This window comes from Campylobacter ureolyticus ACS-301-V-Sch3b (assembly GCF_000413435.1).
Taxonomy (GTDB): domain Bacteria; phylum Campylobacterota; class Campylobacteria; order Campylobacterales; family Campylobacteraceae; genus Campylobacter_B; species Campylobacter_B ureolyticus_A.
Window position 1 is genome coordinate 641163 of record NZ_KE340326.1, and the last position, 19908, is coordinate 661070.

At 29.4% G+C, this 19908-nt stretch carries 18 protein-coding genes and 5 tRNA genes; 21 read left to right on the plus strand and 2 right to left on the minus strand.

The annotated features are described in order from the left end of the window. The 11 genes from dxs to HMPREF9309_RS03320 all read left to right on the plus strand — a co-directional run bounded on the left by dxs (nt 1) and on the right by HMPREF9309_RS03320 (nt 9601). Nucleotides 1–1851 (plus strand): 1-deoxy-D-xylulose-5-phosphate synthase, encoded by a 1851-nt coding sequence (gene dxs, locus HMPREF9309_RS03270; RefSeq protein WP_016646501.1) that lies wholly within the window; start codon nt 1–3, stop codon nt 1849–1851. A gap of 40 nt (nt 1852–1891) precedes the next feature. After that, nucleotides 1892–2305, plus strand: a complete 414-nt coding sequence (locus tag HMPREF9309_RS03275; protein WP_016646502.1) for a Fur family transcriptional regulator — start codon at nt 1892–1894, stop codon at nt 2303–2305. Between the two features lie 26 nt (nt 2306–2331). Further along, nucleotides 2332–3690, plus strand: coding sequence for a hypothetical protein (locus tag HMPREF9309_RS03280; protein ID WP_016646503.1), 1359 nt, complete (start codon nt 2332–2334; stop codon nt 3688–3690). Then, on the plus strand, nt 3674–4390 hold the full coding sequence (gene ubiE / locus HMPREF9309_RS03285; RefSeq protein ID WP_016646504.1) for a bifunctional demethylmenaquinone methyltransferase/2-methoxy-6-polyprenyl-1,4-benzoquinol methylase UbiE: 717 nt from the start codon (nt 3674–3676) through the stop codon (nt 4388–4390). The genes HMPREF9309_RS03280 and ubiE overlap by 17 nt, the downstream gene beginning before the upstream one ends. Beyond that, complete coding sequence (gene xseA / locus HMPREF9309_RS03290) at nt 4387–5553, plus strand: exodeoxyribonuclease VII large subunit (protein WP_016646505.1); 1167 nt, start codon at nt 4387–4389, stop codon at nt 5551–5553. The genes ubiE and xseA overlap by 4 nt, the downstream gene beginning before the upstream one ends. Nucleotides 5554–5578: 25 nt before the next feature. Further along, entirely contained in the window at nt 5579–6658 is a 1080-nt protein-coding gene (serC, locus tag HMPREF9309_RS03295) for a 3-phosphoserine/phosphohydroxythreonine transaminase (RefSeq protein ID WP_016646506.1), read from the plus strand. A 65-nt stretch (nt 6659–6723) separates the two neighbouring features. Next, the gene (gene secG, locus HMPREF9309_RS03300) at nt 6724–7059 is read left to right on the plus strand and encodes a preprotein translocase subunit SecG (protein ID WP_016646507.1); all 336 of its coding nucleotides are present in this window, start codon (nt 6724–6726) and stop codon (nt 7057–7059) included. 25 nt (nt 7060–7084) lie between these two features. After that, complete coding sequence (frr, locus tag HMPREF9309_RS03305) at nt 7085–7636, plus strand: ribosome recycling factor (protein WP_016646508.1); 552 nt, start codon at nt 7085–7087, stop codon at nt 7634–7636. A gap of 21 nt (nt 7637–7657) precedes the next feature. Further along, nucleotides 7658–8077 carry an RDD family protein gene (locus HMPREF9309_RS03310; protein WP_016646509.1) on the plus strand — a complete coding sequence of 140 codons (420 nt, stop codon included), beginning with the start codon at nt 7658–7660 and terminating at the stop codon, nt 8075–8077. A gap of 72 nt (nt 8078–8149) precedes the next feature. Then, nucleotides 8150–8674 (plus strand): thiol peroxidase, encoded by a 525-nt coding sequence (gene tpx / locus HMPREF9309_RS03315; protein ID WP_016646510.1) that lies wholly within the window; start codon nt 8150–8152, stop codon nt 8672–8674. A gap of 45 nt (nt 8675–8719) precedes the next feature. Further along, nucleotides 8720–9601, plus strand: coding sequence for a DMT family transporter (locus HMPREF9309_RS03320; RefSeq protein ID WP_016646511.1), 882 nt, complete (start codon nt 8720–8722; stop codon nt 9599–9601). Here HMPREF9309_RS03320 and HMPREF9309_RS03325 read toward each other — a convergent pair. Then, nucleotides 9581–10657 carry an FUSC family protein gene (locus HMPREF9309_RS03325; RefSeq protein WP_016646512.1) on the minus strand — a complete coding sequence of 359 codons (1077 nt, stop codon included), beginning with the start codon at nt 10655–10657 and terminating at the stop codon, nt 9581–9583. The genes HMPREF9309_RS03320 and HMPREF9309_RS03325 overlap by 21 nt on opposite strands. A gap of 157 nt (nt 10658–10814) precedes the next feature. Between HMPREF9309_RS03325 and HMPREF9309_RS03330 the strand changes: the two genes are divergently transcribed. Beyond that, nucleotides 10815–12221, plus strand: coding sequence for an SPFH domain-containing protein (locus tag HMPREF9309_RS03330; protein ID WP_016646513.1), 1407 nt, complete (start codon nt 10815–10817; stop codon nt 12219–12221). Nucleotides 12222–12261: 40 nt separating this feature from the next. Next, nucleotides 12262–12786 carry a hypothetical protein gene (locus tag HMPREF9309_RS03335; protein WP_016646514.1) on the plus strand — a complete coding sequence of 175 codons (525 nt, stop codon included), beginning with the start codon at nt 12262–12264 and terminating at the stop codon, nt 12784–12786. Between the two features lie 9 nt (nt 12787–12795). Here the strand turns inward: HMPREF9309_RS03335 and HMPREF9309_RS03340 are convergent. Further along, nucleotides 12796–12871: transfer RNA gene (locus HMPREF9309_RS03340), tRNA-Ala, on the minus strand. Between the two features lie 130 nt (nt 12872–13001). On the opposite strand from HMPREF9309_RS03340, the gene HMPREF9309_RS03345 reads away from it, so the two are divergent. The 8 genes from HMPREF9309_RS03345 to brnQ all read left to right on the plus strand — a co-directional run bounded on the left by HMPREF9309_RS03345 (nt 13002) and on the right by brnQ (nt 19896). Beyond that, nucleotides 13002–13076, plus strand: a tRNA-Gly gene (locus HMPREF9309_RS03345). A 12-nt stretch (nt 13077–13088) separates the two neighbouring features. Beyond that, nucleotides 13089–13175, plus strand: a tRNA-Leu gene (locus HMPREF9309_RS03350). Between the two features lie 12 nt (nt 13176–13187). Beyond that, a tRNA-Cys gene (locus tag HMPREF9309_RS03355) sits at nt 13188–13262 on the plus strand. Nucleotides 13263–13281: 19 nt separating this feature from the next. Then, nucleotides 13282–13437, plus strand: a complete 156-nt coding sequence (locus HMPREF9309_RS09035; RefSeq protein ID WP_016646515.1) for a lipoprotein — start codon at nt 13282–13284, stop codon at nt 13435–13437. Between the two features lie 2 nt (nt 13438–13439). After that, nucleotides 13440–13527 (plus strand) — tRNA-Ser (locus HMPREF9309_RS03360). Nucleotides 13528–13937: 410 nt separating this feature from the next. Then, on the plus strand, nt 13938–17414 hold the full coding sequence (locus HMPREF9309_RS09130; RefSeq protein ID WP_016646516.1) for an autotransporter outer membrane beta-barrel domain-containing protein: 3477 nt from the start codon (nt 13938–13940) through the stop codon (nt 17412–17414). A gap of 157 nt (nt 17415–17571) precedes the next feature. After that, nucleotides 17572–18420 carry a zinc metalloprotease HtpX gene (gene htpX, locus HMPREF9309_RS03370; protein WP_016646517.1) on the plus strand — a complete coding sequence of 283 codons (849 nt, stop codon included), beginning with the start codon at nt 17572–17574 and terminating at the stop codon, nt 18418–18420. A 141-nt stretch (nt 18421–18561) separates the two neighbouring features. Next, nucleotides 18562–19896, plus strand: coding sequence for a branched-chain amino acid transport system II carrier protein (gene brnQ, locus HMPREF9309_RS03375; RefSeq protein WP_016646518.1), 1335 nt, complete (start codon nt 18562–18564; stop codon nt 19894–19896). Nucleotides 19897–19908: the final 12 nt, after the last annotated feature.

Sequence of the window (19908 nt, forward strand, 5' to 3'; positions counted from 1 at the left end):
TTGGATATTAAAAACAAAAGCTTAGATGAATTAAAACTTCTTTGTGAAGATATAAGAAAAAGAATTTTAGATGTTGTTAGTCACAACGGCGGACATCTTAGTTCAAATATTGGAGCAGTAGAGCTAATTGTTGCAATGCACTATGTCTTTGACGCTAAAAAAGATCCTTTTATTTTCGATGTAAGCCATCAAAGCTACACTCACAAACTTTTAACCAAGCGTTGGGATAAATTTTCTACTATTAGGCAGTTTGGAGGACTTAGTGGATATACAAAACCTAGCGAAAGTGAGTTTGATTATTTTATAGCAGGACATAGTTCAACTTCAATTTCTCTTTTAGTAGGAGCTGCAAAAGCTATAAAGCTTAAAAATGAAGATAGGCTTCCAGTAGCACTTATCGGTGATGGAGCAATGAGTGCGGGTATGGTTTATGAAGCTTTAAATGAGTTGGGTGATAGAAAATATCCTTGCGTTATAATTTTAAATGATAATGAAATGAGCATAAGTAAACCAATAGGAGCACTAAGTAAGTATTTAAGCCAAAAAATGGCTGAGCCATTGTATATGAATTTTAGAAATTTTATAAAAGATTTTGTATCTAAAAACTTACCAGATAGTGCTTCATATTTAGCAAAAAGATTTGAAGAGAGTTTAAAGTTAATTACTCCTGGTCTTTTGTTTGAAGAGCTTGGACTTAAATACATTGGTCCAGTTGATGGACATAATTTAGAGGCTTTGATAAAAACTCTTAAAACAGCTAAAAAGCTAAATAAACCAGTTGTTGTTCATGCTCAAACTCTAAAAGGAAAAGGCTATAACTATGCTGAAGGGTTTGATGCAAAATGGCATGGTGTTAGCCCATTTGATTTAAAAAGTGGAAAAAGTTTTAAAAAAACAGGCAAAAAATCAGCCACAGCTATTTACTCTTTAAATTTATTAAATTTAGCTAAAAAGCATGATAATATCGTAGGAGTTACTGCTGCTATGCCAACTGGAACAGGCATGGATGCGTTAATCGAAGCTTTTCCAGAGCGCTTTTGGGATGTGGCAATTGCCGAGCAACATGCAGTAACTTCAATGGCTGCAATGGCAAAAGAGGGTTTTAAGCCTTACATTACGATTTATTCTACATTTATGCAAAGAGCCTATGATCAAGTGATACATGATTGTGCGATTATGAACTTAAATGTTGTAATTGCCATGGATAGAGCAGGAATTGTTGGTGAAGATGGAGAAACCCATCAAGGAGCTTTTGATATAAGCTTTTTAAACGCGATTCCAAACATCACTATGATTTCTCCGCGCGATGAAGTAAGCTTTAAAGAAATTTTAGATTATTCTTATAGGCATAAAGGCGTTTTAGCAATTCGCTATCCAAGGGGAAGCTTTATCTTAGATAATGAGTTTAAACCCTGTGAAATAAAGCTAGGAAAAGGTGAAATTTTAATAGATAAAAAGGCAAATATAAGCTTTTTAGGTTATGGAAATGCTGTTGGAAAAGCTTATAAGGTTTTAAAAAGTCTTGATGATGATATAAATTTAATAGATTTAATCTTTGCAAAACCTATTGATGAAGAGCTTTTGTTGGATTTGGCAAATTATAGTAAAGTTTGGTATATTTTTAGCGATAGTGCAAAAAAAGGTGGATTGCTAGAAATTATCTCAGCTTTTTTACAAGAAAAAGAAATTTTTGATGTAAGAATAAAAAGTTTTGAATACGATGATGTTTTTATAACTCACGGAAATACAAATTTGGTTGAAGATAGCCTTGGCATAAGTGTTGATAAGATAAAAAATTTTATACAAAAAGATAAAATTTTACACAATAAACCTAATTTAAAGAACTTTTGATAAAATTATAACTAATTTAAAAACTCATAAGGACTTTGTAATGCAATATATTGATTTACTAAAAGATAGTAGTTTAAAAGCAACTCCGCAAAGACTTTGCATTTTAAAAACTCTTGCTAAACACACTCATCCAACAATTGATGAGCTATACGATGAGATAAAAAAAGATTACCCTTCAATTTCATTAGCAACTGTTTATAAAAACTTAGGAACTTTACTTGATTGTGGTTTAGTTATGGAGATTTCAAGACCAAATTTAAAGTCTAAATTTGATATTAAAGAAAAGCCACATATTCATATCGTTTGTAAAAAATGTGGATATGTAAAAGACTGTGATTGTGAGACTTCAGACTTAAAAAACTATCATAAAATTTTAGAAAAAAATACAAATACTAAAATAAAAGATTTAAACATAACAGCTTTTGTTGATGAGTGTCAAAACTGCAAAAATTAATTTTTTCATAAAGGAGAGTTGATATTGTGCGTAAATTTTTACTTAAAAGTAGTGATATCTTAAATATTCTTTATGAAAATAATATCTTAGTAGTTAAATCAAACATATCCCAATTTTGCACCAAATTTACAAAATTTGAAAAAATAATATATTCAAAAAAAGATGAAAAATATTTCATCACAACTTATAATTTTGATAAAAAAACCAAATTTGAAGTTTTAACTTCAAAAGATGAATATAAAAAAGCATTAAAAATATCTCCTGTTATAAATAAGCAAAGTTATAAATTTAGCATAGAAAGTAGTGATTTTATTTTACAAGATTATAAGGATTTTGCTATTTTGGAATTTGATAATAAAGAAAGCAATTTTAATTTGCCTACTATCTTTGAAAATATAGATACGAAAGAAATCATAGATGATAAATTTGATGATGATTTATTTTTTTACAAAAAATCGTATTTGAAATTTGATAGTAAAAAAACTATTCAAGCTATAAAAAATTTACCTTTTTTAGAGCTTGTTTTTCCTGATGATATTGATGCATATAAAGCTTTTTTAATTCTAATCAACCGATTTAATTTTCAATATTTAAACACTTTTGAAAAATATACTTTGACAAAAAATAGTGATTTTTTATATGATTTAAGACAAAAAACAATTGAAATTTCATCACTTTTAAATGAATTTAAAGACATTATAGATGATGAAATTTTAACAAATTTGCAAAATTTGTTAAAGCAAAATTTAGATAACATAGATGAAATTTATAAATTTAAAAGCTTGATTGATTATTTTAAAACTATAAGTTATTCTAAAAAAACGGTTAAGAGTCTAGAGTTTGTTTTAAAAAATCAAAATGAGTTTTTTGGCTTTAAAAAAGATTTGAATTATGAAGTTTTTTTAGAGGATTTTAATGGTTTTTATAAAAAAGATAGTAAAATTCTTAAAGAATTTGTAGCTAGAAAAATAAGATTTAACCTTGTTTTAGTTCAGAAAAAATTTAATAAATTATCAAGTGAGTCTTTAAATAGTGAGTTTTTTGAGTTTAAAATTTTTGTCGATAGTTTAAAATCTTTATTAAAAAGCTTTTATTTGGTTTTTGATCTTAAAGTAATAAAAAAAATGTATAAAGAAGTTTTAAAACTAAGTATTAGCCTTGATGATTTGTATGATAAAAATAGCTGGTGTGAAATAATAAATTTATATGATAAGGGTGAAAATAAAGCTTTTTTAAAAGAGCAAAAAGATAAAATTTCAGTTTTTATGTTTGAGCTAAGAAGCAAATTAATAGGTGAAAAATCAAACTTTATAGATGAGGCTAGAAAGTCTTCCAAGGTTTTAAAAGTATATTATAAAAAGGAAATTTATGAAAAATCAAAATAAAATCATTGATATGTTTAACAAGATAGCTCCAACATACGATAAAGCAAATAAAGCTATGAGTTTTGGCATAGATGAAAGTTGGAGAAAAGAAGCTTGTGCTGCAATTTTAGCAAAGTTCATAAATAATGATTTAAGTATAGCTGATGTTGCTTGTGGAACAGGCGATATGATGAGACTTTGGAGCGATATGTCAAAAGGCTATAATGCAAACATAACTTCTTTAATAGGTATTGATCCAAGTAGTGGAATGCTTGAAGTTGCCAAAACTAAATTTCCAAATTTTAAATTTATACAAGCCGATGCAGCAAATACAACCCTAGAAGATAAAAGCGTAGATGTTATAAGTATAAGTTATGGTATAAGAAATGTTGTTGAAAGAGTAAAAGCGCTAGAAGAGTTTAATAGAATTTTAAAGCTTGGTGGGTATTTAGTTGTTTTAGAGTTTGCAAAGCCTGATAAAAAGGGTATTATATCAAAAGCAAGAGATTTTTACATTTCAAAAATACTTCCAAAAGTTGGAGGATTTATTTCTAAAAATAAAGAAGCTTATGAGTATTTGCCTGATTCAATAGAAAATTTTTTAGATAAAGAAAGTTTTGTAAGAGAGCTTAATGGCGCAGGTTTTGAAAGCCAGCTTGTAAAAAGTTATAGCTTTGATATTTCTACATTATTTATTGTTAAAAAAGTAAGAGATTTATGATTATAAGTGTATCTAAGCTAAACGAACAGGCTAAAACTTTACTTGAGCTTAATTTATCAAATTTAAATGTAAAAGGTGAAATTTCTCGCCTTACAAAGCATTCGTCAGGACATTGGTATTTTACCCTAAAAGACAAAGATGCATCCGTATCTTGTGCAATGTTTAGATTTAATAACCAGCTTGTCAAATTTGATCCAAAAGACGGCGATGAGGTTGTTTTAGAGGCAAGTGCAAGTATTTATAAAGAAAGTGGTAGATATCAACTTATTGTAAAATCCATGAAAGAAGCAGGAACTGGAGATTTAGAAAAAGCTTTTTTAGAATTAAAAGAAAAACTTTTAAAAGAGGGTCTTTTTAGCCAAGATCATAAAAAACCACTTCCTAAATTCCCAAGCAAAATTGCCGTTATTACAAGTATTGGATCAGCTGCTTATGAAGACATTATAAAAACTGCAAAAGTTAGATTTGATCTTTGCAAGTTTTATTTTTACAACTCATTAGTTCAAGGAAATTTAGCAGCAAATGATCTTATAAAAGCTTTAAAAAAAGCCGATTTAGTAGGATATGATGCTATAGTTTTAGCAAGAGGTGGTGGAAGCAAAGAGGATTTATGGTGCTTTAATGATGAGGGTTTAGCAAGAGCGATATTTGAAGCAAAAACTCCTATAATTTCAGCTGTTGGGCATGAGATAGATTTTAGTATAAGTGATTTTGTAGCTGATCATAGAAGTATTACACCAACGGCATCAATGATTGATCTACTTCCTGATAAAAATGAACTTATGCAAAAAATAGATAATCTTGAAACAAATTTTAAAAAAGCAATAAAAGAGCGTTTTTTAAACGCTAAAAATAAAGTTTTAAATTTGGAATTAAGTTTTAAAAAAATAGCACTTAATTCAAAAATAGAGATGAGCTTTACAAACCTAAAAGATATAGAGCATAAATTAAATTTTGCAATTCAAGGCAAAATTTCAAAATTTGAAAGCGATTTAGCTATAAAAAAAGCACTTTTGGAAGAAAAAAATCATTTTTTTAGCATTACTAAAAATTTAATTCAAGTTCAAAAAGATGGTAAAAATATCTCTTTAAATGATCTTGAAAATGGTGATATAATAACCTTATACTCGCAAACAACAAGCAAAAAAGCAACTATTATTTAAATAATTTAATAAAAAAGGAGAGGTTTTGAATAGAGTTATAAATTTTAGTGCAGGTCCAAGCACAATACCATTAGATGTTTTAAAAACAGCACAAGATGAGTTTTTAAGCTATCAAAATAAGGGATTTTCTATAATGGAAGTATCGCACAGAAGTGCAGTTTTTGATGAAGTTATAAATAGTGCTGAAAAAAGAGTAAAAGAGCTTTATGGTTTTAGTGATGATTATGCAGTTTTATTTTTACAAGGCGGTGCAAGCCTTCAGTTTGCCCAAATTCCTATGAATTTAAGCACAGGTAAAGTGTGTGAGTATATAAATACAGGCGTTTGGACTAAAAAAGCGATAAAAGAAGCTGAAATTTTAGGAATAAATTATAAGGTTGTAGCAAGTAGCGAAGATACAAATTTTGATAGAATTCCTTTAATTCCTGAACTTAGCAAGGATGCTGATTATACTTATATTTGTTCAAACAACACTATTTATGGAACGCAATATAAAGAGTTCCCAAAAACAAAATCTTTATTAGTCATAGATAGTTCAAGCGATCTTTTTTCAAGAGAAATTGATACAAAAAACATCGGACTTTTTTATGGTGGAATTCAAAAAAATGGCGGCCCTGCAGGCGTTACGCTAGTTGTCATAAGAAAAGATTTGGCTGATAGAGTAGGCAAAAATGTTCCAAATATTTTAAGATATAAAACTCAAATTGATGCAAATTCTATGAGCAATACTCCAAATACTTTTGGAATTTATATGCTAAATTTAATGCTTAAAAAACTTATCAAAGAAGGTGGCCTAAAAGCAGTTAATGAAAAAAATGAGAAAAAAGCAGCACTTTTATACTCTGCAATTGATGAAATGAGTGACTTTTATAAAGGCCATGCAAAGAAAGATTCAAGGTCTTTAATGAATGTAAGTTTTAACATTATAAAAGGCGAAGAGCTTGAGAAAAAATTTGTTTCAAAAGCTTTAGAAAATAATATGATGGGACTTAAAGGCCATAGGCATTTAGGAGGCATTAGAGCTTCTATTTATAATGCTATAACTTATGAAAATGTTGAGACTTTAGTTAGCTTTATGAGAGATTTTGCAAAGAAAAATGGTTAAATTTAACTAAAAATTTATATTTTTTTGTGTATAATCAAAGGTTAATAAAAACAAAAGGATTAAATTTGACAACGATTTTATTAGTTTTACAATTTGTACTGACTGTAATACTTACTATAGCCATCTTACTTCAAAAAAGCTCATCAATGGGACTTGGAGTTTATAGTGGGAGTAACGAAAGTTTATTTGGCGCAAAAGGCGCTGGTGGATTTTTAGCAAAATTTACAGTTGTTATGGGAATTTTATTTATTTTAAATACTTTGGCTTTAGGATATTATTATCAAAAAAGCAATTCAAAATCAGTCATAGATAGTATTGATACAAAATCCCTTCAAATTCCTGCCCAAACAAATGAAGCCCCAGTAACCCCAGCAGTTCCTGAAGCTCCTAAGGCAAATTAAAACGGCGAAATTATAAAGGATAAATATGTTAGATAAAATTTATAAAACACAAGAAGAAGCTTCTAAAAAAGCAATTGAGTCTTTAAAAAAAGATTTTCTAACCCTAAGAACTGGAAAAGTAAGCGTTAATGTGCTTGATAATGTTTATGTTGATTACTACGGAAATCAAACTCCACTAAATCAAGTAGCTACTGTTTTAGCAACTGATGCGATGACAATAACCGTAACTCCTTGGGAAAAACCGATGTTAAAAACTATTGAAACAGCTATCCAAGCTGCAAATATCGGTGTACATCCAAACAATGATGGTGAGTGTATAAAGCTATTTTTCCCACCTATGACAATTGAACAAAGACAAGAAAATGTTAAAAGATCAAAAGCAATGGGCGAAAAAGCAAAAGTTAGTATAAGAAATGCTAGAAAAGATGCAAATGATGAGATTAAAAAAATAGAAAAAGAAATCTCAGAAGATGAAGTAAAAAAAGCTCATGATGAAGTTCAAAAAATCACCGATAACTTTAATAATAAAGTTGATGATGTTTTAAAACAAAAAGAAGCTGAACTTTTAAAGGTATGATAAATTTTAAGATGGTGCAAAATGGCTAAACAAAAAGCTGTTATTGCACCTGTCTTTTTAAGAATAAAAGCTTTTATTATAGATATATTTCTAATTTCTATGCCGCTTTTATACTTTACTACCTATGCCGTTTTAGGCTCAAAGGAAAATTTTCAAAAAAGTCAAATAGCAATTTTGTTAGTTTGGCTTGTTTACGGCATTATAACTTCACTTTTTTTTAGTTTAAAAGCTCAAACTCCTGGTTATAAATCACAACAAATTTATCTAATAGATATAAAAACTGGTAAGAAAATAAGTTTTTTTAGAGCTTTTTTAAGATATCTTATTTTTATTTTTGGAGCCACTTTTTTATTTGGGATATTAATGTGTTTTTTTAGAAAAGACAGATTAAATCTACATGATATTTTAACAAATTCTACTCCTGCAAAAAAGAAAGAATAAAAATAAATAAAAAATTACATTTTTATTAACACCAAAAAGTTATAATATGCTAAATTTATTTAAGGAGAAATTATGAGTAAAGTTACATTAAATGGTGAAGCTGTTAAACTAGTTGGTGATGAGCTTAGTGTTGGCGATTATGCACCTGAGGTTGAATTAGTTTTAGCAGATCTAAAAACTTTAAAGGTTGGTGGATCAAGTGAAAAAATTCAAGTTATTGCAACAGTTCCATCACTTGATACTGGTGTTTGTGCAATGGAAACAAAGAAATTTAATGAAAAAATGGCAAATTTAAAAAATGTAAATTTCAGTGTTGTTTCAATGGACTTACCTTTTGCACTAGGCAGATTTTGTGGGGCTGAAAATATTAAAAACATTAATGCATTAAGTGATTTTAGATGCAAAGAATTTGGTAAAAAATATGGCGTTTTAATAGACAGTGGTGCCTTAAAAGGACTTCTTGCAAGAGCTATTTTTGTTATTGATAAAGACTCAAAAATTATTTATAAAGAAGTAGTTAGCGAGATTACAAAAGAGCCTAATTATGATGGAGTGATAAAAGCTTTAAATTTAGGATGTGGTCCTAGAGGCTGCTAAATAAGCTTAAATCCCGCTATAATGCTCAATATTTTAGGATGATAAATGCATAGTTTTATGGCGGGATTTTTATTTACTATTTTTAGTGCTATTTTTTGGGGACTTTCATCTGCTTGTGGTCAGTATCTACTTGATATAAAAAAAGTTTCAGCTGAGTGGTTGGTTGTAGTTAGACTTTTGGCAAGTGGGATATTTTTGTTTTTCCTAGCATTTAAAAATCAAAAAAAAGATATTTTTTTAATTTTTAGTGATAAAAAAGATTTTTTTATTTTAATATTTTATGCTATTTTTGGACTTTTTTTATGTCAATATACTTATTATTTAAGCATAAAATTAAGCAATGCTGCAATTGCGACTATTTTACAATACACATCTCCAGCTTTTATTATGATTTATATGGCAGTTATAAACAAAAAATTTCCTACAAAACTCGAGATTCTATCGCTTTTTCTTGTTATGGGAGGTGTTTTTATTTTAGCAACTCATCTAAAATTTGATTTTGCTATACCAAAAGAAGCTATTGTTTTTGGGCTAATTTCAGCACTTTGCATTTTGGTTTATAGTATAACTCCAATAAATATAAATAAAAAATATGGTATTTTAACAACTCTTTCTTATGGACTTATAATAGGTGGCATTTTAGCTGCATTGATAAATAAAAACTGGACTCATCACGGAGTAAAAGATATAGATGGGCTTTTTGCTATATTTGGAACAGTGTTTTTTGGAACTATTATCTCATTTAGTTTTTATATGAAAGGACTAAGTATTTTAGGCCCTACAAAGACTAGTTTATTAGCAGCCATTGAGCCTGTCGCATCAGCTTTTTTCATTTATCTGTTTTTAGGGCAAAGGTATGTATTTTTAGACTATATTGGTTTTATAATGATATTAAGTTGTACGATTTTACTTGCTAGAAGGAAGTAAATTTGTAAAAAAGTAAATTGTTTTTATTATTATTTTTCTAAATTTAAGATTGTGCAAATAAACTCCACCAATAAAACCAATTATACTTCCTAGAATAATATCTTCAAGCCTTGCCACAATTAAAGTTGTTGCTCCACCACTTATTACTCCACTCATTTCAGCCATATAAACAGTCATCGGGGTTATAAAAATTGTGGCTACGCCATAGTGTTTAGTGATTGTAAGTTGTGCTAAAAAGCCAAGAACACCTATTAAAATTGCAATTTGTAGGCTATTTAAATTTAAACGCAGCAAAAAATATACTAAAGCTATTCCTATTGCGGTTCCTAAAATTCTATGAATTTGCCTTGTCCATTTGCTTCTTAGAGTCATTCCTTGTAAGATTGCTAGTGTAGAAATCGGCACCCAATACGCTCTTTCAATACCTATTATTTGTGCTATTAAAATACTAAATCCAACAAAAAATCCAATTATCACACTATCAACAACTACATTATCAAAGCCATCATATTTTATCTCTTTAATATCTTCTACTTTTAAAATTTTTGCCGTTAATAAACTGTATATAAAGGCAACTATTACAGCCCAAATAGTCCCTAAGACAAAATATCCACTAATTTCTATAAGCTGTGATGTTTTAAAAGGTAAAAAGATAGATATCGTAGCAATCATTATAAAGAAGAAATTTCCAGGGTTTGATAATTGATAAAATCTTACAGTCATTGTTACAATAATAGTTAAAACACATAAAACAATTGGGCTTATATGCGGTGAGAAATGCGCCAATCCTCCAAAGATAAAACTTACTATAAAACCAAATCCACAAGCCATTAAAACTATCATTCTATGATAAAGTGGTGTTTTTGGAGTATATAAAAAAAGCATTGTACCCATTGAACTAATAACTGCTAAATGCATATTGTTTAAAAAAGCCCCTACTAAAAGTGGAGCCGACATGCAAAAACCTGTAAAAAATGCAAGATGCCAAGTTGAATCGTCTTTATTTATTTCTAATATTTTATTTATTTCGTAGGTTATTGTTTTAATAATATTCATAAAATCCCAAAGCCATATCAATTCTAAATATAAATTTTTGAAAATTTTACCCTATAAATTTTTATAAATCAAGATATTTAATAATCATTATAAATTTATAATACTATAACAAATATTAAGATATAATTTTATTATTTCTATTTCAAAAGGAAGAGTTATGGTTTTAAACATATTTTTGGGCATAATTGCAATTGTTATTGCACTTTGTATTATAATCCCACTGTTTTTTAGACGAGTTGTTGAGACAAATGAAGTTCATATAGTTCAAAGTTCAAATAAAACAGTAAGCTATGGAAAAGATACAGGAAATGGAAATACTTATTATGAGTTTCCTAGCTGGGTGCCGATTTTTGGTATAACAAAGATAGTTTTACCGGTTTCTGTTTTTGCTATAAAAATAGATGATTATGAAGCTTATGATTTAGGAAGACTTCCTTTTGTTGTGGATATCACAGCTTTTTTTAGGATAGAAGATTCAAATTTGGCAGCTCAAAGAGTGGAAAGTTTCGAAGATTTACAAATCCAACTTACAAATATTATTCAAGGCTCAATTAGAAGTATTTTATCAAGTAGGGCATTAGAAGATATTTTGCAAATTAGATCTGAGCTTGGGGATGATTTTACAAAAGCAGTTAAAATTCAGCTTCAAAGCTGGGGAATAGAACCTGTTAAAAATATAGAATTAATGGATATTAGAGATAGTAGTGGAAGTAAAGTTATATTTAACATAATGGAGAAGAAAAAATCCGAAATTGAAAAAGAAAGTAGAATAGAGGTTGCAAACAACTTAAAGTTAGCTCAAATAGCAGAAATTGAAGCTGTTCAAGCAACAGAGGTAAAACAACAAGATGCCAATAAAATAGTTGGATTAAAAACTGTTGAAAACGAAAGAGAGGTGGCTATTTCAAAAGAGCTTGCAAATCAGCTTATAAAAGATCAAGAAAAAATCACAAAAGAAAAAGAGATGGAAGTAGTTAGAGTAAAAGATGTAAAAGAAGCTGAGATTAAAAAACAAGTTGAAATAGTTAGGGCCGAGCAAGATCAAAGAAAAATTGAAATCGATGCCGAAGCTAGAAAAAATGCTAAAATCAAAGATGCAGAAGCTATAAAAGAAAATCAAATTTTAGTTGCTCAAGGTGATAAAGAAAAGCAATTTCTCGCAGCAGCAGCTCTTTTAGAGATGAAAGATAAGGAAGCCCAAGGAACTCTTAAAATAGGCTCAGCCGAAGCTGAGGCTTTAAGGCTTAAAGAGTTAGCTCCTGTAAATGCTCAAATAGAGCTTGCAAAAGAAATTGGAGAAAATGAGGGATATCAAACTTATTTAATCTCTATAAAACAAATTGAAGCTAATAGGGATATCGGGCTTGAGCAAGCAAAAGCATTAAGCAATGCAGATCTTAAGATCATTGCAAATGAAGGAAATGTTGCAAGTGGAGTAAATAAAATAGGAGATGTTTTAAGTTCAAAAGGTGGTACAAATTTAGCTTCAATGCTTGAGGGGCTAAATCAAAGTGAAATAGGAAAAAAAATAATAGATAAATTTACAGGCAAAAAAGAAGAGTAAATTTGCTATAATATTATTAAAATTATAAAAAGGTTTTATTTTGAGAAGTTTTGAAGATATTTTATCACAAAAAGATGTGGAAATAAAAAAATGTGAAGATTTTGCAAATTTTGCAAAAAATATCATTTTAAGTGGTGAAAATATAGAAATTTTATTGGAACTTTTAGATGAAAAAATCAACTATTATTTAAATTTAAAATGCTTTAACTATGAAGCAATAGCTTTAAATTTAGATATGGTTGATAAAAACATAATAAGACAAATTCAAATTTTAAAATATGATTTAAAAAAAGATTTTTCAAATTTAGATGAGGCATGCCAAAAGTATGATATGCTTTACATACTAGAGAACAATGATTTAAAAAGCTCTGAAGATATACAAAATTTTATCCTAGAAAATGAGTTTTTTAAAGAATATTTAGAAAAAAAATATGAAGAAAAAGACGATAAAGATGTAAGTAAAAGCATTAAAGGAAGTGGTTTTTATTCACACATCTTTTATTTTATCTTGCTTATAATAGGTTGGGGTGGGTTTTTATATCTTCTTTTTGAAAAGATAGATTAAGAAATTAAATGGTGGAGACAAGCAGGATCGAACTGCCGACCTCTTGAATGCCATTCAAGCGCTCTCCCAGCTGAGCTATGCCCCCAAATATTTTAAAACATAATTCTACTTAAAATTTCTTATAATATCCTTTAAAATAAAAAAATAAAAAAATTTGCAAAATAAATAAATTTTTAAGTTTAAATTTGGTATTATTTCAATTCAGTTTTAAAAATGCGGGAATAGCTCAGGGGTAGAGCACAACCTTGCCAAGGTTGGGGTCGCGAGTTCGAATCTCGTTTCCCGCTCCATTAAGGTGTTTTGCCCAGGTGGCGGAATGGTAGACGCAAGGGACTTAAAATCCCTCGGAAGTTTTTTCCGTGCCGGTTCAAGTCCGGCTCTGGGCACCATTAGCGTTGCAAGGCGACATAGCCAAGTGGCTAAGGCAGGAGCCTGCAAAGCTCTGATCCTCGGTTCAAATCCGAGTGTCGCCTCCAACAAAATAAAGGAGAAGTTATGAGATTTATTTTATCTGCATTTGTGGCATTATTGTTTTTAACAGGTTGTTCTAGCACTTGGCACGGTGTAAAAAGTGATACTAAACAAAATGTTGAATGGACAAAAGATAAAGTTCATGATGGAGCAGAGTGGGTCTCAGACAAAACTGAATAATTCGGGAAATGGCTGAGCGGTCGAAAGCGGCGGTCTTGAAAACCGTTGAGGGTCACACCTCCTGGGGTTCGAATCCCTATTTCCCGGCCATTTATACTATCTAAAAATACTTATAAATAACGATAATATCGTTATTATCTTAACTTCTAAAAATCATCAAATTTTATCTATTGTTTATGAAATTTCAAGATGTTACATAAAATATGGCGTTTTGTTACATAAAATGGTTTTAAAATTAGGAGTTAAAAATGACTTCTGATAATATAAGTAAAAAATAGTTTTTATTATTTTGATAATGCTTATAAAGATGGAAAAATTATAACTATTAAATACTCTCTTTTTACAGATGATATTTTAGCCACAAAAGCTTTAGCTATAAAAATAAAATCAACTATTGATAAAATTTCAAATCCAACTAAAATTAATAGGCTATATATTATATCCTTTTAAGTAAATAAAATGTAAAATACGCTATAAATTATGTGCATAAGGAGAAATAGATGAAAAATATAGTCATTTCATCGATATTGGCAGCCATGTTGTGCGGCACTATAAATGCAAGTGAGGCTGACTTTGTTGATAAAAAAAGCGATTTTGATTTTAGTGGATTTGACTTTACTTATACCGGTATTCCACAGGTAGGATCCAATCTTTCTTTTTTTAAAGATTCCGGTCTTAAAGAGATTAATGTAGGGAATATTCCAAACCAAAAAAATTTTACTCTTGATGGTATAACAAATACAGATGATCAAGTTTCATACATTGCAGGAGGAGCACAAAGTAGTGATATAAAAAACTATACCTTAGAGGTAGATTTGAGTCATCTTGATAAAAGCACTACGCCTGACAAAAATACTGCACATTTAATAGGTGGATTATCTGTAAAAAATAATGCTTTAAATAATAAACTAATTTTTACAAACATTCCTGGCAATCCTGAAAGAAAAATTAATCTGTATGGTGGAATTTCTCTTTCGCAAAATACTAATAATAACTTGGTCAATGTTACTGGTATAAAAGACGGTAGTGATAAGGGGGGTCTTTTTAAAATATTTAGTGGATTTTCATTTGAAGGTGAAGCTAATGAAAACAAAGTTACTATAAATGAATCAAAAATTCAAGACAGTGTGTTTGGAGGAGTTTCCACTAAGAAAAGTGCAAATTTAAATGTGGTTGACATCAATTCAGCTGAAGTAGTAGGAAATGTTGATGGTGGGCGTTCATTTGGTGGGGATATGCAATATGAAGCTAGCAATAATGAAGTTAATATAAAAGATTCAGAAATAGGAGGGTTAACCACAGCAGGATTTGCTATGATGAACTCAAATTCAAATAAAGTTGTTATAGAATCATCTAAAATAGGCACAAAAACAGGTCAAATGAATATAGTAGATTCTGTTATTGGTGGACGCTCAAGTGCTGGAACCGCTAATTTAAATAAAGTTTTGATAAAAGGAAATTCTGAAATATTTCAAAAAGTAGTTGGCGGACAAGCAGATGAAGGAAAAGAAGCAAATTCAAATAAAGTTTTTGTTGAATCATCTAATATGAAAGTACCGAATATTGATGATACTGTTATTATTGGTGGTCATGGTGGTAACAATGGTGCTGAAAAAAATAGTGTTATTGTAACTTCAAAATCAAAATTAGAAGGAATGGTTATTGGTGGATTTTCAAGAAATGGTGTTATTTTGAATGAAGTTACAGTTGATAATTCAACAGTAGATGGAAATATATATGGTGGCTTTTCAAATACTTTTTCAAATACTTATCAAGGTAAAGCTAACTCAAATAGTGTTGTTATAAGAAATAAAACTGAAGCAAATGGTGCAGTTCATGGTGGGTATGCAAACAATGACGCTAGTTTAAATAATGTTTTAATAAGCGACTCATCTATAATGTATAAGGTTTATGGTGGCTTTTCGGAACTAGGCAATGCTAATGAAAACGCAGTCAACATAACATCTTCATCATATGTAGATAATACTATTTTTGGTGGAGTTTCAATAAAAAACGGTGATGCTAACAACAACATTGTAAATATATCTTCATCGCATGCGGACTGGGTAATTTATGGCGGCTATAGCCAAGAAGGCAACGCTAACTCAAATCAAGTTTTAGCTGACAGCTCAGAAATGGCAAATGATATTTATGGTGGTGAATCAGAAGATAAAAATGCTAACAACAACAAAGTCTCATTGAAATTTTCAAATGTTGGCTCTTCTGTAACAGGTGGTTCTGCCAAAGACGAAGCCAACAATAACATTTTAGATATAACTTCATCAAATATAGGTGACAGTATCCATGGTGGTAAATCAACAGAAGGAGCTGCTAACAACAACAAAGTCTTATTGAAAATTTCAAAGGTTGGCTCTTCTGTAGCAGGTGGTTCTGCCAAAGATGAAGTAAACAATAACATTTTAGATATAACTTCATCAAATATAGGTGGTGATGTTTATGGTGGCTACTCAAATGAAGGTGATGCTATAAATAACACTGTAAATTTATTTCATAACTCAGCAAGAGATTTAGCTTTAGGTAAACACTTTTTAGTTAAAGGTGTAATTCATGGTGGATTTTCAGATGGTAACAATAAAGATGCAATTTTAGGCAATAAATTAAATGTTACCGGTAAAAATCTAATAGCAGGAAATATTAACAACTTTGATGAGGTAAATTTTAATCTTCCAAAAGATATAAAAACAAATGATGTAGTGCTTCAATTAACAAAAAATGAACCGACAACTTTAAAAAGTGTAAAAGTAAATCCTTATGTTGAGCAAGGAGAAAGTAAAGCTATTGTTAAAAATCTTAAACCAAAAGAAAAAATTTACATTATTAAAAAAGCATCTATTGATGAAAATACTTTAGAGGAAGAACAAGCTATAGACAAAGACCTTGAAATAAAAAGTAAAGAGTTGACTAAAGCTACTAAATCAATTGTATCTGAAGTAGGAGCTAGTACAATTTATAATGTAAAGTTAAATAAAGATGAAAGTAATTTATATTTAGAAGTTGGAGAAATTGAATCAACAACTCCAACTCCAACTCCAAAGCCTAATAAACCTATCACTCCTAAAGTAAATCCTAAGTTAAATCATACATTAATACCAAATTTGGCAAGTTCTCATGTTGTAAATCAAATGAGTGATTTAATGGGTGATAATATATCAAACATAGCAATGCTTGATGATAATATATCTGTAAATACTGATAATATTATAAGTTTTGGATATATAAAAGGATATAAAAGCAATATCGATAAAAGCGATACTGATATAAATGGAGTAGTTGTTGATGTTGGTGTTGCAAGTAGAGCTGATAATGCACTAATGGGTGGATTTTTTGAATACTCTTATGCAGATTATGATGGAAGTGCGAACTCTTATTCAAGTGATGGAAAGATAAATGCTTATGCAGTAGGAGCGTTAGCAAGATTTGATTTAAGAAATAACTTCTTTATAGACTCTTATGCAAAAATAGGTAAGTTAAATAACAAATACACCTTAAAAGGCTACGATAATCTAAATATTAATAAAGACTCTACATTTTACTCTCTTGGAGCATTTTTAGGACATGATTCTTACTTTGATAGATTTATGCTAACAAATAGACTTGGCTATGCTTATTCAAATGTTGATGGTTATGATTTAGATATAAATGGTGAAACTTTAAATATCAAAGATATCTCATCAAAAAGAATTAAATTTGATAGTATAGCTTACTATAATACAAATACAGATACAAACCTATATGCAAGAGCAAGACTTATATATGAGCTTGATGGCAAAAGCAGTACCTATGCACCTAACATAAATAAAACTATAGAAAGTACAAATAAAGGCTTTAGTGGTGGAGGTGAACTTGGTGTTATATATAGCATAAAACCTCTATCAAATATAAGCTTTGGTGTTGGAGCAATGGGTGGTAAGATAGATGAACTTAGTGCAAATCTTAGATTTGTGTATGGATGGTAGTAAATATATCAAAAAATAACTATAAAATTAAATTTACCAGTCTATTTTTTATAGACTGGTAAAATACTGTGTAACATACTTCTACTATATTGATTTAAAAAGACAAATTTATATTTTTAGTGTAAAATATTAGATACTAAATTCAAAGGATAAATTCATGCAAATAATAAAAACTTCTATTTTGATGGTTGTTTTAATGTTTTTATTTATGGCAATTGGCTATGCAATCGGTGGTCAAGGTGGTATGGTAATCGCATTTTTAATAGCTTGTGCAACAAATTTTTTTAGTTATTTTTTTAGTGATAAGATAGTTTTAAAGCACTATAATGCAGTTTTAGTAACTAAACAAAACGCATCTGGTCTTTATGATATAGTTGAAAAACTTTGTAAAAAAGGTAATTTACCACTTCCTAAAATTTGCATTATTCCAGATCCCACTCCAAATGCTTTTGCAACTGGAAGAAACCCAAAGCATGCTGTTGTTGCAGTAACTGAAGGTCTTTTAAATTTAATGAGCGAAGAAGAGATTGAAGCTGTTATTGCTCATGAATTAAGCCATGTAAAGCATTATGATATTTTAACTGGCTCAATTGCAGCTGTTTTTGCAGGGGCAATCGCAATTTTAGCAAATATTGCAAAAATGGGAGCTATGTTTGGAGGCAATAGTAAAAACTCAAATAGATCAAATATTGTTGTTTTAATCGCTCTTGCTGTTATTGCTCCACTTGCTGCTACTATTATTCAGCTTGCAATTTCAAGAAGTAGGGAGTTTGAAGCTGATCGTGGCTCAGCTGAGCTTACTTCAAATCCAAACGGGCTTATAAAAGCACTTTCTAAGCTTGAAAGTTATTCTAAAAATCCTCTTAAAAATGCAGATCCAAGCAGTGCTCATATGTTTATCGTAAATCCACTAAGTGGCAAAAGTAACTTTTCATCTTTGTTTAGAACTCATCCAAGCACAGAAGAAAGAATTAAAGCTCTTGAAAAATTAAAAACAAAAGCTTAAATTTAGTTAAATTTAAGTACAATTTTAAATTCATTGTAAATTTGTAACATAAATTTTGCATATTTTTAAAATTTTTAGTGATTTTATACAAATTTAATTAAATTGCTATATTATTACTAAAAGTCAAATAAAGGTTTTTGTATGAAAGAGATATCGTTTAGAAGCTTTTTAGTAGTTGGGCTTACACTTTTTTCTATGTTTTTTGGTGCTGGGAATTTTATATTTCCACCATTTTTAGGCAATCTTGCAGGAGAACAAACTCCAATTGCGATAATTGCATTTTGTTTAACAGCTGTCTTATTTCCTATTTTGGGTATTGCAGCAGTTGCAAAGTCAAATGGACTTCATAACCTTGCAAAAAGAATTTCACTTAAATTTGCATTAATTTTTTCAATATTTTTGCTTCTTATAATTGGACCATTTTTTGCTATTCCAAGGGCTGCAAATATGCCTTTTGAGCTTGCTATTAAGCCATTTTTATCACAGGGTTTGCAAGCTAGTTTTATGCCTTTATTTTTGTATTCTGTAGTATATTTTATAGTAAATTGGGCTCTTTCAAGAAACCCAACAAAAATGATATCAACATTGGGTAAAATTTTAACTCCTATTTTGCTTATTTTAATACTTATTTTATTTGCTGTTTCTGTTATTGATCCACTTCACAGTTCTTCATTTTTACAAGCAAAAGGCAATTACGCAACTCATCCTATAACCACTGGTATTTTAGAGGGTTATCAGACAATGGATGCTTTGGCAAGCCTTAGTTTTGGACTTGTTATTTTGCTTACTTTTAAAAGAATTGGCATACAAGATAATGAAAAAATAGTAAGCGCAACTATAAAAGCAGGACTTTTAGCAGGACTTATTTTAATGATAATTTATATGATGCTTTCATATATCGGTGCAAGTGCAGGTGCAGCGGTAGGTTTGTTCAAGCAAGATCCTAAAAATGGAGCTGAAATTTTAGCCATCGCAACTGGGTATTGGTTTGGAAAATACGGCATTGTAATATTTGGTTTAGCGATGTTTTTAGCCTGTTTAACAACAACTGTTGGACTTACTTGTGCAATAAGCGAGTATTTTATAACAATTACAAAGATTAAATATCAACACTGGATAATCATTTGGTCTGTTATAAGCTCACTTATGGCAAATGTTGGTCTTACTGCGATTATTAATTATGCGGTGCCATTTTTGGGTATTATCTATCCACTAGCACTTTCTTTGATAGTTTTATCTTTATTAAATAATAAATTAAATGAAGATAAATTTACTTATTCTTTCGTTATTTATGCTGTTTTAGTGATAAGCTTAGTTGGAACTTTAGATAGAAGTTTTCATGTTGCGATACCAGGCTTGGTTGATTTATGTAAACTTTTACCACTTTATGATCAAAGTCTTGAGTGGATGATACCAGGTGTTGTTTGCTTATTTATCGGTATGGCAAAAATAAAGCTAAGTAAAAAAGCAATATAACTAAGAGGGCTT

Bases quoted from the DNA above. Each gene is read 5' to 3' on its own strand.
- HMPREF9309_RS03310 (WP_016646509.1), top strand. From the start codon at position 7,658: ATGGCTAAACAAAAAGCTGTTATTGCACCTGTCTTTTTAAGAATAAAA.
- HMPREF9309_RS09130 (WP_016646516.1), top strand. From the start codon at position 13,938: ATGAAAAATATAGTCATTTCATCGATATTGGCAGCCATGTTGTGCGGC.
- frr (WP_016646508.1), top strand. From the start codon at position 7,085: ATGTTAGATAAAATTTATAAAACACAAGAAGAAGCTTCTAAAAAAGCA.
- brnQ (WP_016646518.1), top strand. From the start codon at position 18,562: ATGAAAGAGATATCGTTTAGAAGCTTTTTAGTAGTTGGGCTTACACTT.
- HMPREF9309_RS03275 (WP_016646502.1), top strand. From the start codon at position 1,892: ATGCAATATATTGATTTACTAAAAGATAGTAGTTTAAAAGCAACTCCG.
- htpX (WP_016646517.1), top strand. From the start codon at position 17,572: ATGCAAATAATAAAAACTTCTATTTTGATGGTTGTTTTAATGTTTTTA.
- ubiE (WP_016646504.1), top strand. From the start codon at position 3,674: ATGAAAAATCAAAATAAAATCATTGATATGTTTAACAAGATAGCTCCA.
- HMPREF9309_RS03330 (WP_016646513.1), top strand. From the start codon at position 10,815: ATGGTTTTAAACATATTTTTGGGCATAATTGCAATTGTTATTGCACTT.
- HMPREF9309_RS09035 (WP_016646515.1), top strand. From the start codon at position 13,282: ATGAGATTTATTTTATCTGCATTTGTGGCATTATTGTTTTTAACAGGT.
- HMPREF9309_RS03320 (WP_016646511.1), top strand. From the start codon at position 8,720: ATGCATAGTTTTATGGCGGGATTTTTATTTACTATTTTTAGTGCTATT.
- HMPREF9309_RS03325 (WP_016646512.1), bottom strand. From the start codon at position 10,657: ATGAATATTATTAAAACAATAACCTACGAAATAAATAAAATATTAGAA.
- tpx (WP_016646510.1), top strand. From the start codon at position 8,150: ATGAGTAAAGTTACATTAAATGGTGAAGCTGTTAAACTAGTTGGTGAT.
- xseA (WP_016646505.1), top strand. From the start codon at position 4,387: ATGATTATAAGTGTATCTAAGCTAAACGAACAGGCTAAAACTTTACTT.